Source organism: Actinomadura macrotermitis (genome assembly GCF_009604375.1).
In the GTDB taxonomy this organism is placed as follows: Bacteria; Actinomycetota; Actinomycetes; order Streptosporangiales; family Streptosporangiaceae; genus Spirillospora; species Spirillospora macrotermitis.
The window spans coordinates 436,418-449,311 of the sequence record NZ_WEGH01000006.1 but is presented as its reverse complement, the minus strand read 5'-3'; the positions used below and the strand labels follow the sequence as shown (position 1 = coordinate 449,311).

The 12,894-nt window shown below is 76.0% G+C and carries 10 protein-coding genes; 2 read left to right on the top strand and 8 right to left on the bottom strand.

The genetic code is table 11. The features are described 5' to 3' along the window. Window positions 1-21 precede the first annotated feature (21 nt). Complete coding sequence (locus ACRB68_RS38480) at window positions 22-936, top strand: amidohydrolase family protein (RefSeq protein ID WP_407924338.1); 915 nt, start codon at window positions 22-24, stop codon at window positions 934-936. Here the strand turns inward: ACRB68_RS38480 and ACRB68_RS38475 are convergent. The 3 genes from ACRB68_RS38475 to ACRB68_RS38465 are packed head-to-tail and all read right to left on the bottom strand — an operon-like array spanning window position 933 to window position 3,660. Continuing rightward, window positions 933-1,922, bottom strand: a complete 990-nt coding sequence (locus tag ACRB68_RS38475) for a cation diffusion facilitator family transporter (protein WP_153541611.1) — start codon at window positions 1,920-1,922, stop codon at window positions 933-935. The two genes, ACRB68_RS38480 and ACRB68_RS38475, sit on opposite strands and share 4 nt — an antisense overlap. Continuing rightward, complete coding sequence (locus ACRB68_RS38470) at window positions 1,919-2,308, bottom strand: ArsR/SmtB family transcription factor (RefSeq protein WP_153541609.1); 390 nt, start codon at window positions 2,306-2,308, stop codon at window positions 1,919-1,921. The genes ACRB68_RS38475 and ACRB68_RS38470 overlap by 4 nt, the downstream gene beginning before the upstream one ends. 26 nt (window positions 2,309-2,334) lie before the next feature. Continuing rightward, window positions 2,335-3,660, bottom strand: coding sequence for a DUF6777 domain-containing protein (locus ACRB68_RS38465; RefSeq protein ID WP_153541608.1), 1,326 nt, complete (start codon window positions 3,658-3,660; stop codon window positions 2,335-2,337). A 123-nt stretch (window positions 3,661-3,783) separates the two neighbouring features. Here ACRB68_RS38465 and ACRB68_RS40765 point away from each other — a divergent pair, with 123 nt between their 5' ends. Further along, complete coding sequence (locus ACRB68_RS40765) at window positions 3,784-5,556, top strand: serine/threonine-protein kinase (protein ID WP_207709981.1); 1,773 nt, start codon at window positions 3,784-3,786, stop codon at window positions 5,554-5,556. Window positions 5,557-5,562: 6 nt separating this feature from the next. On the opposite strand, the gene ACRB68_RS38455 is transcribed toward ACRB68_RS40765, so the two are convergent. The 5 genes from ACRB68_RS38455 to ACRB68_RS38435 are packed head-to-tail and all read right to left on the bottom strand — an operon-like array spanning window position 5,563 to window position 12,884. After that, complete coding sequence (locus tag ACRB68_RS38455; protein ID WP_153541606.1) at window positions 5,563-6,717, bottom strand: VWA domain-containing protein; 1,155 nt, start codon at window positions 6,715-6,717, stop codon at window positions 5,563-5,565. Then, a complete protein-coding gene (locus ACRB68_RS38450) occupies window positions 6,714-8,954 on the bottom strand; it encodes a DUF5682 family protein (protein ID WP_153541604.1) in 2,241 nt (746 codons plus the stop codon). The genes ACRB68_RS38455 and ACRB68_RS38450 overlap by 4 nt, the downstream gene beginning before the upstream one ends. Continuing rightward, window positions 8,954-10,039, bottom strand: a complete 1,086-nt coding sequence (locus tag ACRB68_RS38445) for an ATP-binding protein (protein WP_328595307.1) — start codon at window positions 10,037-10,039, stop codon at window positions 8,954-8,956. Before ACRB68_RS38445 ends, ACRB68_RS38450 begins: the two co-directional genes overlap by 1 nt. After that, complete coding sequence (locus ACRB68_RS38440; RefSeq protein WP_153541602.1) at window positions 10,036-11,598, bottom strand: DUF5691 domain-containing protein; 1,563 nt, start codon at window positions 11,596-11,598, stop codon at window positions 10,036-10,038. Before ACRB68_RS38440 ends, ACRB68_RS38445 begins: the two co-directional genes overlap by 4 nt. Beyond that, on the bottom strand, window positions 11,595-12,884 hold the full coding sequence (locus ACRB68_RS38435) for an SWIM zinc finger family protein (protein ID WP_328595306.1): 1,290 nt from the start codon (window positions 12,882-12,884) through the stop codon (window positions 11,595-11,597). The genes ACRB68_RS38440 and ACRB68_RS38435 overlap by 4 nt, the downstream gene beginning before the upstream one ends. Window positions 12,885-12,894: the final 10 nt, after the last annotated feature.

Genomic DNA, 12,894 nt, shown 5'->3' with positions numbered 1-12,894 from the left:
GAGGGCCGGTACAGTCCGGACGTGACTGAATCGCGTTCTGTCTCCGGTCCGCGGGAGGACGGCGACGTCCCGGCGTTCTGGCGCGCGCTCGGCCTGCCCGGCCTGATCGACGTGCACGTGCACTTCATGCCGCCCCGGCTGATGAGCGCGGTGTGGGAGTACTTCGACGAGCCCGGCCCGCTGATCGGGCACGAGTGGCCCATCCGGTACCGGCTGCCCGAGGACGAGCGGATCGCGCTGCTGCGCGGGTTCGGCGTCCGCGCGTTCACCTCGCTGCTGTACCCGCACCGGCCCGGCATGGCCGAGGCGCTGAACACGTGGGCGGCGGACTTCGCGGCCCGGGTCCCCGAATGCGTGCCGACCGGGACGCTCTACCCCGAGCCGGGCGCCGCCGCGTACGTGCGGCGCGCGCTGGACGCCGGCACCCGCGTCTTCAAGGTGCACCTGCAGGTCGGCGGTTTCGACCCGCGGGCGGCCGAGCTGGACGAGGCGTGGGGCGTGCTCGCCGAGGCCGGGGCGGCGGTGATCGTGCACGCCGGGTCCGGGCCCGTCGCCAACGGCTTCACCGGTCCCGGGCCGTTCGGGGACGTGCTGGCCCGCCACCCCCGCCTCGCCGCCGTGATCGCCCACCTGGGCGCGCCCGAGTTCGCCGGGTTCTTCGACCTCGCGGACCGCTACGAACGCGTCCATCTGGACACCACGATGGCCTTCACGCGGTTCGCCGGCGGCCTCGGGAGCTTCCCGGCCGGGCTGCTGCCGCGGCTGCGCGACCTCGGCCTGGCCGGGCGCGTCCTGCTCGGCACCGACTTCCCCAACATCCCCTACCCGTACGCGCACCAGCTGGAGGCGCTGGCGGACCTGGGGTTCGGTGACGACTGGCTGCGCGCGGTGTGCTGGGACGGGCCCGCCGGGCTGCTGGGCCCGCCCGGGGCCTAGTGCTCGCAGGGGCTGTCGCCGACGTGCTCGTGCGGCTCGTCGGGATCGGCGACGTGGCGGGGGCCGTGCGGCTCCTCGCAGTGGAACAGGTCGTCGACGTGGTCGACCTCCAGCGTGGTGTGCGTGATCCCGTAGGAGTCGCGCAGCACCACCTGCAGGTCGCGGCGGACCGCGTGGCAGTCGCCCTTCGGCTCCACCAGCACGTGCGCCGACAGCGCCGGGTAGCCCGAGCTGACCTCCCACACGTGCAGGTCGTGCACCTCGCGGACGCAGGGCCGCTCGGCGAGGCGCCCGCCGAGCTCGGTCGGGTCGATCCCGGCGGGGGCCGCCTCCATCAGCACCCGGCCCGCGTCGCGCAGCAGCCCGTACCCGGCCTTCAGCATCAGCGCCGCCACCACCAGCGAGGCGATCGCGTCGGCGCGGGCGAAGCCGGTCAGCCACACCACCAGGCCCGCGATCGCGGTGGAGATGAACGCGTACAGGTCGTTGAGGATGTGCTGGAAGGCGCCCTCGACGTTCAGGCTGCTCCGGTTCGCCTTGCTGAGCAGCCACGTCGCGGCCACGTTCACCACGATGCCGGCCAGCGAGGTGACCAGCACCAGCGGGCCGTCGACGGCGGGCGGGTCGAACAGCCGCTGCACGCCCTCGAAGACGAAGTAGGCGGCCAGCAGCAGCAGCGTCAGGCCGTTCAGCTGGGCCGACAGGATCTCGGCGCGGCGCAGGCCGTAGGTGTAGCCGCCCTTCGGCGGGCGGGCCGCGATCCGCATCGCCACCAGCGCCAGCATGATCGCGAACGCGTCGGTCAGCATGTGCGCGGCGTCGGAGAGCAGCGCCAGCGAGTGGGCGGCCAGTCCGACGACCACCTCGCCGGCCATGAACGCCAGGATCAGGACCAGGGCGCCGGTGAGGTGGCGCCGGTCGGCTCCCGGCGACACGCCGTGGCCGTGGCCGTGCCCGTGGCCGGACCCGTGCTTCTGCTCGCTCATGCGCCTTCCCCCTGGTGGCCGATGTGGGCGAGGGCGAGGTCCAGCAGCATCCGCACGTGCGAGTCGGCCAGCCGGTAGTAGGCCATCCGGCCGGAGCGGCGCACCTTGACCACCCGGCTGGCGCGCAGCAGCCGCAGCGCGTGCGACACGGCGGACTCGGAGTTGCCGCATGCGGCCGCGATGTCGCAGACGCACATCTCGCCGCCCTCGAGCAGCGCGGTGATGACCCGCAGCCGTCCGGGGTCGGCCAGCAGGCCGAAGATCTGGGCGAGGTCGCCGATCGTGTCGGCGTCCGGCATGGCGGCGGTCACCATGGCGACCTTCGCGGGATCGACGACCCGGGTCACGCAGGTGTCGGCGACGCTGATATCTGAAGCGCTGCTCATATGAGCAAATGTACACCAGGTGCGGATCAGCTGGCCGGCGGCGGCCCGACCGGCGCGGGGGCCTCGGTGGCCGGCGGCCCGACCGGGGCCGGGGCCTCCTTGGTGGCCGGCGGCTCGACCGGTGCGGGGGCCTCCTTGGTGTCCGGCGGCGGGGCCGGCGGGTTCGACGGGGGTTCCGGGGCGGGGGGCGGGCTCGGGCCGGCGGGTTCGGAGGGCGGTCCGGCCGGCGCACTCCGCTCGCCGGACGGGCCGCCGGGGTTGCCACCCGTGTTGCCGCCAGGGTTGCCGCCGGTGTCGCCACCCGTCGAGCCGCCCGTGTTGCCAGGCCCGCCGGTGTCGCCACCGCTGCCGCCCGTGTTGCCGGGGGCCGTACCGCCGGTGTTGCCGCCGGTGTCACCGCCTGTCGTGCCGCCCGTGTCGCCGGTCCCGCCCGTGCCTCCGGTGCCTCCCGTGCCTCCGGTTCCGCCGGTTCCGTCCGTGCCGCCGGGGCCGCTCGGTGTGCCCGTGGACGGCGTACCGGGGCTGCCCGGCGGGAGCGTGCCGGGGCTGGTGGGAGGAGTCGTGGTCCCGGTGGGCTGACCGGGGCTCGGCGTGCTGGTCGCGAGGGGCGGCGGCGCGGTCGGCGGGCCGTCGACCTGGCCGTGCGTGGCGGCCGGGCGCCGGAAGCCGGTCGTGCCGTCCGGGGTGACCAGGACGAAGGCCAGGACCGTGCCCTGCGCGGCCTCCCGCGGCTTGATGCGCGTCACGTCCTGCTTGCTGAAGCCGCCCCAGGAGCCGCCGGTGTACTTCGCATTCGACGGGGAGATCTTTTTCTGCGGCGCGGTCAGCGGATTACCGCAATTGCACTTCACCACCGGGGCGCCGTATCCGTCGACCAGCACGCCCATTCCGGCCTGCAGCACGGCCGGGGAGCTCGTCGCCTGCCCGTCGTGGAAGCCGTGATTGGTGACCAGCGTGTCGGTGCGCAGCAGCACCGGGGTCAGCTTGGCGATGAAGGCGTCGATGGCGTCGGGGCTGATGCCCTGCACGCCCGCCCACGCCCGCGCCTTGTCGGGATGCGCCCGCAGGAAGGCGGCGATCTGCGCGCCCTGGCAGCTGGCCGCCGACCTGGTGCCGCCGTACAGGCCGGGCGTGTCGCCCGGCTTGGTGCCGCCGGCCGGCGGCCGCGCCGCGACCTGCGTGCTGTCGGTGCCGGCGACCAGCGTGTAGGGGTCGGGCCCGGGCGTCCCCACCGCCAGCCGGGTGATGGTATCGGCGGCGGCCTCGCTGCACGCCGACACCCCCGGGACCAGCAGCAGGGCGGCGAACGGGAGCAGGGCCGCCCGCCGCCGGCCGGCGCGTGAATTGATCAAGCGCATTTTCTCGTCTCCCCTTCGGGGCCGTTACTTCCTATACTCTTTAGATGCCGGGGCGGCGTGTTTTGTGCACGGTCAATTCCTTGTAATTTTGTGCCGCCCCGCCGAGAGGGATGGCGAATGGTGGTTCCGTTTCCCCTCAGTCACGCCGATCCCAGGCGGCTCGGCGACTACGAGCTGATCGGCCGGCTCGGCACGGGCGGGCAGGGCGTGGTCTTCCTCGGCCGGCCCCTGGCGGGCGGGCCCGAGGTGGCCGTCAAGCTGCTGCACGCGCAGATGATCGGTGACGCGCAGGCGCGGGCCCGGTTCGTCCGCGAGCTCGCGCTGCTGCAGCGCGTGGCGGGCTTCTGCACGGCGCAGATGCTGCAGGCCGACATGGACGGCGACCAGCCCTACATCGTCAGCGAGCTGGTGCCCGGGCCGTCGCTGCGCCAGCTGGTGGAGGAGAGCGGACCGCGGGTCGGCGCCGACCTGGACCGGCTCGCGGTCGGCACGATCACCGCGCTCGCCGCGATCCACCGGGCCGGCATCGTGCACCGCGACTTCAAGCCGCAGAACGTGCTGATGGGCCCGGACGGGCCGCGCGTGATCGACTTCGGCATCGCCCGCGCGCTGGACTCGGGGTCCACCGTCACCAGCCAGATCGTCGGCACCCCCTCCTACATGGCGCCCGAGCAGTTCGCCGGCGCCCAGATCGGCCCGGCCGCGGACCTGTTCGCCTGGGCGGTCACGCTGCTGTTCGCGGCGACCGGCCGCGACCCGTTCAGCGCGTCCTCGCTGCCCGCCGTGCTGTACCGCATCCTGAACGAGACCCCCGACCTCGGCCCGCTGCCGGAGCGGATCGCCGAGATCGCGGCGCGCTGCCTGGAGAAGGAGCCGGCGGCCCGCCCGTCCGCCGAGGAGGTCCTGATGTGGACCCTGGGCGGCCGGCCCGCCGGGCCCCGGGCGGGGGAGACCCGGCCCGAATCGGACACCCCGGCGGGCGCCACCCGCCGGTACACCGGCCCGGTCCCCGCCGAGAACGGCCCCGGCCGCACGGCGGGGGCCGGCGCGCCTTACGGGTACGCGGCGGAGACGCGGGACTACGCGCAGGGCGGCGCGGCGCCGAGCGGCCCTGGATACACCCAGGGGCCGGGGTACGCCGACGACGGGCGGCGAACGGCCCAGGGGCACGAGATGGGCGGATACGGCGCTACCGCAGCCGGTCCGGGATGGACGGGAGGACAGGCCACCCGGGACGCGAACGGCCAGGGAGCCTGGGACGCGGGAGGCCAGGGCGCCCGGAGCGCGGAAGGGCAGGGCGCCTGGAGCGCGGGGGGCCAAGGCGCTCGGAGCGAAGCGACAAGCCTTGGTACTGGGGGTGCCCCCCATGGCAACACGCCCGGAGGCGCCCTCCGTGGCGGCACGCCGAGCCTTGGCACCGAGGGCGCCCCTTACGGCGGTACGCCGCGCCTTGGCGTCGGGGATGCGCCCTATCCCGGCAGGCCGCCCACGGGCGGGGTCGCGCCGCCCGCCCGGAAGTGGCGGCGCGGCCCGGCGCTCATCACCGGCCTGGTCTTCGCGGCTCTGCTGGGCGCTCTGGACGTGGCCGCGATGGCGATCCAGATCGCCCACCCGCCCTCCACCGACGCCGGGCTGTTCCTCAAGGCGGCCGGCGCGTCCATGGTGCTCGGGGTGGTCACGCTGATCGGCGTGGTGCTCGGCTGGCTCGGCAGCCGGGCGGCGGTGTGGACGGTGATGGCCTCGCGGGTCGCCCGGGTGGTGGTGTGGGAGGCGTTCACGCTCGCCGGCCTGCACATCGACCGGGGCTCGGTGCTCATCCAGGCGGTGGGCGCGGCGCTGGTGGTGGTGCTGCTCGCCCGCGGCCTGACGGTCGCGGGCCGCCGCCGCTGAGCCGCGTCACAGAGTGCGTTCGGCCCACTCCTTCAGGTCACGGCGCTCGACGGCGGCCGCCATCAGCTCGGGGAACGCGTCGGGCGTGCAGGCGAACGCCGGGACGCCGAGCGCGGCGAGGGCGGCGGCGTTGTCGTGGTCGTAGGCGGGCGCGCCCTCGTCCGACAGCGCCAGCAGCACGATCACCTGGACGCCCGCGTCGGTCAGCTGCGCGACGCGGCGCAGCATCTCGTCCCGCACGCCGCCCTCGTACAGGTCGCTGACCAGCACCATGATGGTGTCGGCGGGGCGGGTGACCAGGCCCTGGCAGTAGGCGAGGGCGCGGTTGATGTCGGTGCCGCCGCCGAGCTGGGTGCCGAACAGCAGCTCGACGGGGTCGTGCAGCTGGTCGGTCAGGTCGACCACGGCGGTGTCGAAGACGACCAGGGAGGTGCGCAGCGACCGCATCGAGGCCAGCACCGCGCCGAACACCCCGGCGTAGACGACCGAGGCCGCCATCGAGCCGCTCTGGTCGATGCAGAGGACCACGTCGCGCTTGACCGCCTGCTGCCGCCGGCCGTAGCCGATCAGCCGCTCGGGGACGATCGTGGCGTGCGCGGGCAGGTAGTTCCCGAGGTTGGCGCGGATGGTGCGGTTCCAGTCGACGTCGGCGAGGCGGCGGGGCCGCAGCGTGCGCGCCGTGCGGTCCAGCGCGCCGCCGATCGCCGACCGGGTGCGCTGCGCCAGGCGCCGCTCCAGGTCCTGCACGACCTTGGCGACGACGGCGCGCGCCGACTCGCGGGCCCGGTCGGGCATCACCCGGTTCAGCGACAGCAGGGTGCCGACCAGGTGCACGTCGGGTTCGACGGCCTCCAGCATCTCCGGCTCCATCAGCAGCCGGGTGAGGTTCAGCCGCTCGATCGCGTCCTTCTGCATGACCTGCACGACGGTGGCGGGGAAATAGGCGCGGATGTCGCCGAGCCAGCGGGCGACGGCGGGCGCGGAGTCGCCGAGGCCGCCGCTGCGGCGGCCGGAGCGGCGGTCGCCGCCGCCACCGCCGTAGAGCCGGTCCAGGGCGCCGTCCATCCTGGCGTCGTCGCCCGACAGCGTGACGCCGGTGCCGTCGGCGGACTCGCCGCCGAGGACCAGGCGCCAGCGCCTGAGACGGTCGGTCTCGGTCATGCGGGGACCTCCCAGCCGAGGATTCGCAGGGCCGTCGCGGCGGCGGGCGCCGCGCGGCCGGGGTCGGTGTCGTCGTCGCCCTCCCCCGCCCGGGCGGGGGAGGGGGCGTCCAGGTGCCGGACGCGCTCGCCGATCGCGCGGCGCTCGGCCGCGGCGTAGCCGCCGAAGGTGCGGCGCAGCAGCGGCAGCACGTCGGTGAACGACCCGGCGGGCAGCCCGGCGATCCAGCCGTCGATGAGGCGCAGCAGCGCGTCGTCGTGCACCAGCACCAGGCCGCCGCCCGACAGGAAGCCCTCCACCCAGGCGGCGGCGCGGCCGGGCGCGGCGCCGACCGACACGGCGCGGGCCATCCGGTCGGCCACGTCCGGCAGCCGGCCCGCGTCGAGCAGCAGCCGGGCGAGGCGGCCCTCCAGCAGGCCGTGCAGGCCGGGGCGGTCCAGCAGCGCGGCGAGGGCGCGGCGCCAGCGCTCGGTGTGCTCGTCGTCGCCGAGCAGGGACAGCGCGCCGTGCACGTCGTCGACGTGCTCGAGGAACCGGCGGGCGGCGTCGTCGTCGAGGTTGGCCGCCGCGGGCGGCAGGCCGACGCAGACCCGCACCGCCAGGCCGTCGACGACGGCGCGCAGCGGCCCGGTCGGGGTGCCGCGCACGTCGCCGTAGCGCAGCGCGCGGACCAGCGCGGGCAGCGCCGCCATCAGGTGCGCCACGTCGGTGTCGACGGCGGCCCGGTCCGCCAGGGCGTCCATGACGGCGGGCAGCGCGCCGCCGAGGTCGGCCAGCAGGCAGCGCTCGGCGACGGCGGTGAGGTCGGGCAGCGCGGCGGCCTCGGCCGCCAGCGACTCGGCGCGGGCGGTCGCCGCGCCGTGCACGGTGGTGCCCCACGCCCCGGCCTCGATCAGCTCGACGTCGAACTCGGGCCGCCACACCAGCGTCCAGGTCTCCTTGAAGGTGCCCTTGGCGCGGCCGCCGTCGCCCGGGACGCCCCAGTCGACGCCGAGCAGCCGCAGCCGGTGCAGCAGCCGGCTGCGGTCCAGGTCGGTGGGCCTGCGCAGGTCGAGTTCCTGCTCCTTGCCCAGCGCGGACGGCTTCAGCCGCAGCCGCCGCTGCTCGGCCTGCAGGTCGCGCTGGAGCGGCACCATCGGCGTGGCGTCCGGCACCGCGCCGAGCCGCTCGCCGACCACCAGGTTCCGGTCGATCAGCCGGACGGGCAGGTCGGCGCCCTCGCACAGCACCGCGCGGGTCGCCTCGGTGACCTCGTCCAGCCCGGCCAGCGGGCGGCCGCGCAGCGCGGCGAGGGTCTCGGCGAGCCGCACCGCCTCGATCACGTGCGCGGACGAGACGTGCAGGTCCTCCTCCCGCAGGGCGCGCGCGGCGGCCGTCAGCCAGCGCTCGATCGGCCGGTCGGGGGCGGTGAACAGGTGGTGGTACCAGCCGGGGGACCGCACGCCCGCGCCGTAGCCGGAGCGGCCCGCGAGCCGGCCGTGCGTCCACGGCACCCACGTCAGGGCGACCTTGGCCTTCGGCAGGCCGCGCAGCAGCCGGTCGTCCTGGGCGGCGGGGACCTTCGCCTGTACGGCCGGGACGTGCCAGGCGCCGCAGACGACCGCGACGCGCCGGTGCCCTTCCTTCAGGGTGCGGCGCAGCGTGCGGCGCATGTGCGCCTCGCGCTGCTCCTCGCGGCGCCGGTAGCCGGCCGGCAGGGACTCCAGGGGCAGCCGCTCGCGCAGCTCGGCCATCGCCTCGGCGATCGCGGGGAAGGGGGAGGGGCCGCCGTCGCGGTGCTCGACGACGTCGTCCCACCAGCGTTCGGCGTCGTCGTAGCCGGCCGCCTCGGCGAGCGTGCCGAGCGGGTCGAGCCGGATGTCCTGCTGGGCCTCGGGTTCTTCCTCCTCGCCCTCGACGGGGACGAACTGGTGCGCGGCGGGCAGATCGCAGAACCGGACCGGGATCCCGGCGGCCAGGCCGTGCCGGATCGCCTGCCATTCGGGGCTGAACTCGGCGAACGGCCAGAACGCCGCGCGCCGGCCCGCGCCGTCGTCGGGGGAGTAGGCCAGCAGCGCCACCGGCGGGACCATGCCGGGGTCGGCGGCCAGCTCCACGATCGGGTCGGCCTCCGGCGGGCCCTCGATCAGCACCGCGTCCGGCCCGAACTCCGCGAGGGCGGCGCGCACGGCGCGGGCCGACCCAGGCCCGTGGTGGCGGATCCCGTAGACCTGCACCTCGGCCGGGGCCTCCGGCATCAGGAGACCTCCCGGCAGGCGCGGTAGAAGTCGCGCCACTCGGGGCGCTCGCGCACCACGGTCTCCAGGTACTCCTGCCAGACGACCCGGTCCGACACCGGGTCCTGCACGACGGCGCCGACGATGCCGCCCGCCACGTCGGCGGCGCGCAGCACCCCGTCGCCGAAGTGCGCGGCCAGGGCCAGCCCGCTGGTGATCACCGAGATGGCCTCGGCGGTGCTGAGCGTGCCGCTCGGCGACTTCAGCTTGGTGCGGCCGTCCTCGGACATGCCGCCGCGCAGCTCGCGGAAGACGGTGACGACGCGGCGGATCTCGGCCAGGCCGGCCGGCGCCTCGGGCAGCTCCAGCGCCTTGCCGAGCTGGCCGACGCGGCGGGCCACGATGTCGACCTCGTCGTCCACCGAGTCCGGCAGCGGCAGCACCACGGTGTTGAAGCGGCGGCGCAGCGCGCTGGACAGCTCGTTGACGCCGCGGTCGCGGTCGTTGGCCGTGGCGATCACCGTGAAGCCCTTGCGGGCCTGCACCTCGGTGTTCAGCTCGGGCACCGGCAGCGTCTTCTCCGACAGGATGGTGATCAGGGTGTCCTGCACGTCGCTCGGCATCCGGGTCAGCTCCTCGATGCGCGCGACGGTGCCGCGCCGCATCGCGCGCATCAGCGGGCTCTCCACCAGCGCCTGCTCCGAGGGGCCCTCGGCGAGCAGCCGGGCGTAGTTCCAGCCGTAGCGCACGGCCTCCTCGGAAGTGCCGGCGGTGCCCTGCACCAGCAGCGTGGAGTCGCCGCCGACGGCCGCCGCCAGGTGCTCCGACACCCACGTCTTGGCGGTGCCGGGCACGCCGAGCAGCAGCAGCGCCCGGTCGGTGGCCAAGGTGGCGACCGCGACCTCCATCAGCCGGCGCGGGCCGATGTACTTCGGCGAGACCACCTGGCCGCCGGGCAGTTCGCCGCCGAGCAGGTAGGTGGTGACGGCCCACGGCGACAGCCGCCACCCGGGCGGGCGGGGCCGGTCGTCGTGCTCGGCGAGCAGGGCCAGCTCGTCGGCGTACTGCTGCTCGGCGTGCGGGCGCAGGACGGAGGCGTCGGTCACAGGGAGAGCTCCTTGATCATGTCGCTGCGGAAGCGCAGGGTCTCGATGAGGTCGGCGAGGACGGGCGCCGCGGCGGACGCGGGGTCCAGCCGGTGCGCCAGCGCCTCCAGGCGGGGCGCGGCCTCGGGGGCCAGGGACTGGTCGGCCAGGCGGCCGAGCTGGAGCAGGGTGTGCTCGTGGCGGTGCGTCGGGCGGTCGGCGGCGGCCGTCAGCACCGCGACGACGGCGTCGGCGAGCTCGCCCCGCCAGGGGCCGGGCACCCGCTCCAGCACGCGCAGCAGCTCCGGCTGCCCCTCCACCCAGCGGATCAGCCCGGCGGCGGCCGTGTCGCGCTCGTCCGCGGGCAGGACGGCGAGCAGGTCGGCGAGGGCCTCGGGCTCGTCCACCATCACCCCGCCCTTCAGCAGCGCGCGCGCCCACGGGACGTCGCGCTGGCCGAGGGCGGCGCGGGCCCAGCCGATGTGCACGTCGCGGGTGCTGCGGCCGTCGGTGTCGGCGGCGTCCGCGACGGGCAGGCAGACGATCTCCATCGGGGGCAGCCCGAACAGGTCGGTCCAGGTGGACAGCGGTGTGCGCGCCAGGATCTCGCGCAGCCACGCCGCGCGGGTGCCGACCGGGCCGCCCGCGCGGGCGCCGGGCGCGAACGAGCCGCTCGGGTGGAACGGGACGCCGTCGCGGGCCAGGTCCTCGTCGTGGGCGTGCGGCGGCTCCACCAGGATCCATGTCTGCCGGCGGTTCCGCGCCGTGCTGGTCACCACGGGCCGGGACTCGGCGCGCAGGCAGGCCCGCGCCCGGATCGCCATCCGGCGGCCGTAGGCCGAGCCGGGCAGGCGGGCCAGCAGGTCGGAGGCGAGCTGCCGGACGTCCTTGCCGCGGTCTTCCAGCGCGGCCTCCAGGAACTCCTCGTCGTCGGGCGACAGGCCCTGGGCGAAGGTGGCCAGGAACGCGGTCCGGTCGGGCGCGGGCTCCTTGGACCAGGTCTCCTTCAGCGCCTCGCGGGCCTTGGCCGGATCGCTGCCGCGCAGCGCGCTCAGGTACGCCACGCGCTGGTTGCGGGTGCCGGTCTGCCACACCTCCTCGCCGCCGCCGGGGTCGTCGCCGGCGCCGACCAGGTAGGCCCAGTCGGTGTTCTGCAGCGCCAGCCACACGCCGCGCCGCCCGGCCGACCGCGCGATCGACGGGCGCAGCATCCGGTCGCTGCGGCCCTTCTCCAGCAGGTCGGGCAGCAGCCGCGCCGGGACGCGGTACCCGTGCGCCGCGGCCGCGTCCAGCCACTCGGGCAGCACCCGGATCTGCTCGCCTGCCAGGATCCGGGCGAGCCGCGCGGCCGCCGGCGCCGGCACGACCGGCAGCTCCTCGGGCGGCGCCGGCGCGATCGGGCCGGCGGCGCAGCGCGGCGGCCGGAGCCCGGCGCGGCGCCGGACCGCCAGCACCGCGGCCTGGTCGAGCAGCCGGCCCGCCGCGTCGCCGTCCTCGGCGGGCGCCTCGGGCAGCCGCGGCGCGGGCCGCCGCTCGGTGCCGAGCAGCGCTGCGCTGACGTGCTCGTTCCAGGCGTTCACAGGATCACCGCTCCCTCGTCGGCGTGCCAGGCGGCCAGCGCCCGCAGCCCCTGCCGCGTCCACTCCCCGGCGAGCGTGACCGGCTGCCCGCCCGACACCGCGAGCAGCCGCCACGGGTCGGCCAGGCGCAGCGGCAGCGACTGCTCGTCGCCGTCGACGGCCCACAGGCCCTGCTCGTCGCGGGCGAGCCGCACCTGCTCCAGGACGGCCGGCAGCCGGTCCAGCCAGGGATCGGCGGCGACGGCGGCAGCGTGCTCGTCCAGAAAACCCTGCACCGACGTGCCGTCCGGAACGCCGGGCACCGCTTGGCCGTACCGCTCGGCGACCAGCGCCCGCAGCGGCTGAGCACCCGGGTAGAAGGCCAGTTCGGCGTCCAGTTCGGTGCCGACGACCAGCGAGGCGTCCAGGGGGCGGCCGGGCGCGCCGAACGACAGCACCAGCGCCGGCCGGCCGCTCCGCGCCCGCAGCCACACCCGGCGCGTGGTCAGCTGGTCCTGCGCGGTGTCGCGCGACCCGATCACGCACCACCGGTCGCGGACCCGCTGGCCCTCCGCGAGGACCTCGTCCTGCCCCTGGGTGAACCCGATCCGGGCCCGCACGGTCTCCCGCAGCGGCCCCGGAAGATCATCGCGCCCGTAGGCGGTGACGAGCAGCCGCAGCAGCGCGTACTCCTCCAGCAGCCGCCCGGGCCACCCGGGCTGCCGGGGGACCGCCGCGAGCGACCTGACCTGCCCGGCGAGCGCGCCGGCCTTGGCGTCGACCAGGCGCCGCGCGGCGTCGTCCCACAGCCGGTAGGGGGCCTTCTCCGCCTGCGCCAGCCCGTGCGCGACCTGGTCGCGCAGCCACTGGTCGAGATCGGCGACCCCCGCCGCGACCTGCCGCTCGCGCGCCTCGGCCGTCTTCGGGTCCTTGACCTTGGCGGCGGTGACGGCCTTCTTCTCCTGCGCCTTCTCGGCGCGCTGCCGCCGCTGCTCCAGCCACTCCCGCACCCACTCGGGCCGCGCGCCCGCCCCGACCGCGCCATCGCTCCACAGCAACAGCAGGCCGAGCACGTGCTTGCAGGGGAACTTGCGGCTCGGGCACGAGCACCGGAACGCCGGCTCGGCGAGCTCCGCGCACGCCCGGTAGGCGCTCTTGCCGCTGCCCTGGCACTCCCCCCAGACGGCCTCGCCGTCGCAGCCCGCATCACCCCACTTGGCCGGTTCGGCCACCTTCCCGCCGGCCTTGGCCGACGCCGCGTCGGGCGCGAGCCCGAGCACGTGTTCCCGATCCCATCGGTCGCTCACACCCCGAAAC

Excerpts from the sequence above, each read along its gene's own strand:
- ACRB68_RS38475 (WP_153541611.1), bottom strand. The coding sequence starts at position 1,922 with ATGAGCGAGCAGAAGCACGGGTCCGGCCACGGGCACGGCCACGGCCAC.
- ACRB68_RS38470 (WP_153541609.1), bottom strand. The coding sequence starts at position 2,308 with ATGAGCAGCGCTTCAGATATCAGCGTCGCCGACACCTGCGTGACCCGG.
- ACRB68_RS40765 (WP_207709981.1), top strand. The coding sequence starts at position 3,784 with ATGGTGGTTCCGTTTCCCCTCAGTCACGCCGATCCCAGGCGGCTCGGC.
- ACRB68_RS38455 (WP_153541606.1), bottom strand. The coding sequence starts at position 6,717 with ATGACCGAGACCGACCGTCTCAGGCGCTGGCGCCTGGTCCTCGGCGGC.
- ACRB68_RS38450 (WP_153541604.1), bottom strand. The coding sequence starts at position 8,954 with ATGCCGGAGGCCCCGGCCGAGGTGCAGGTCTACGGGATCCGCCACCAC.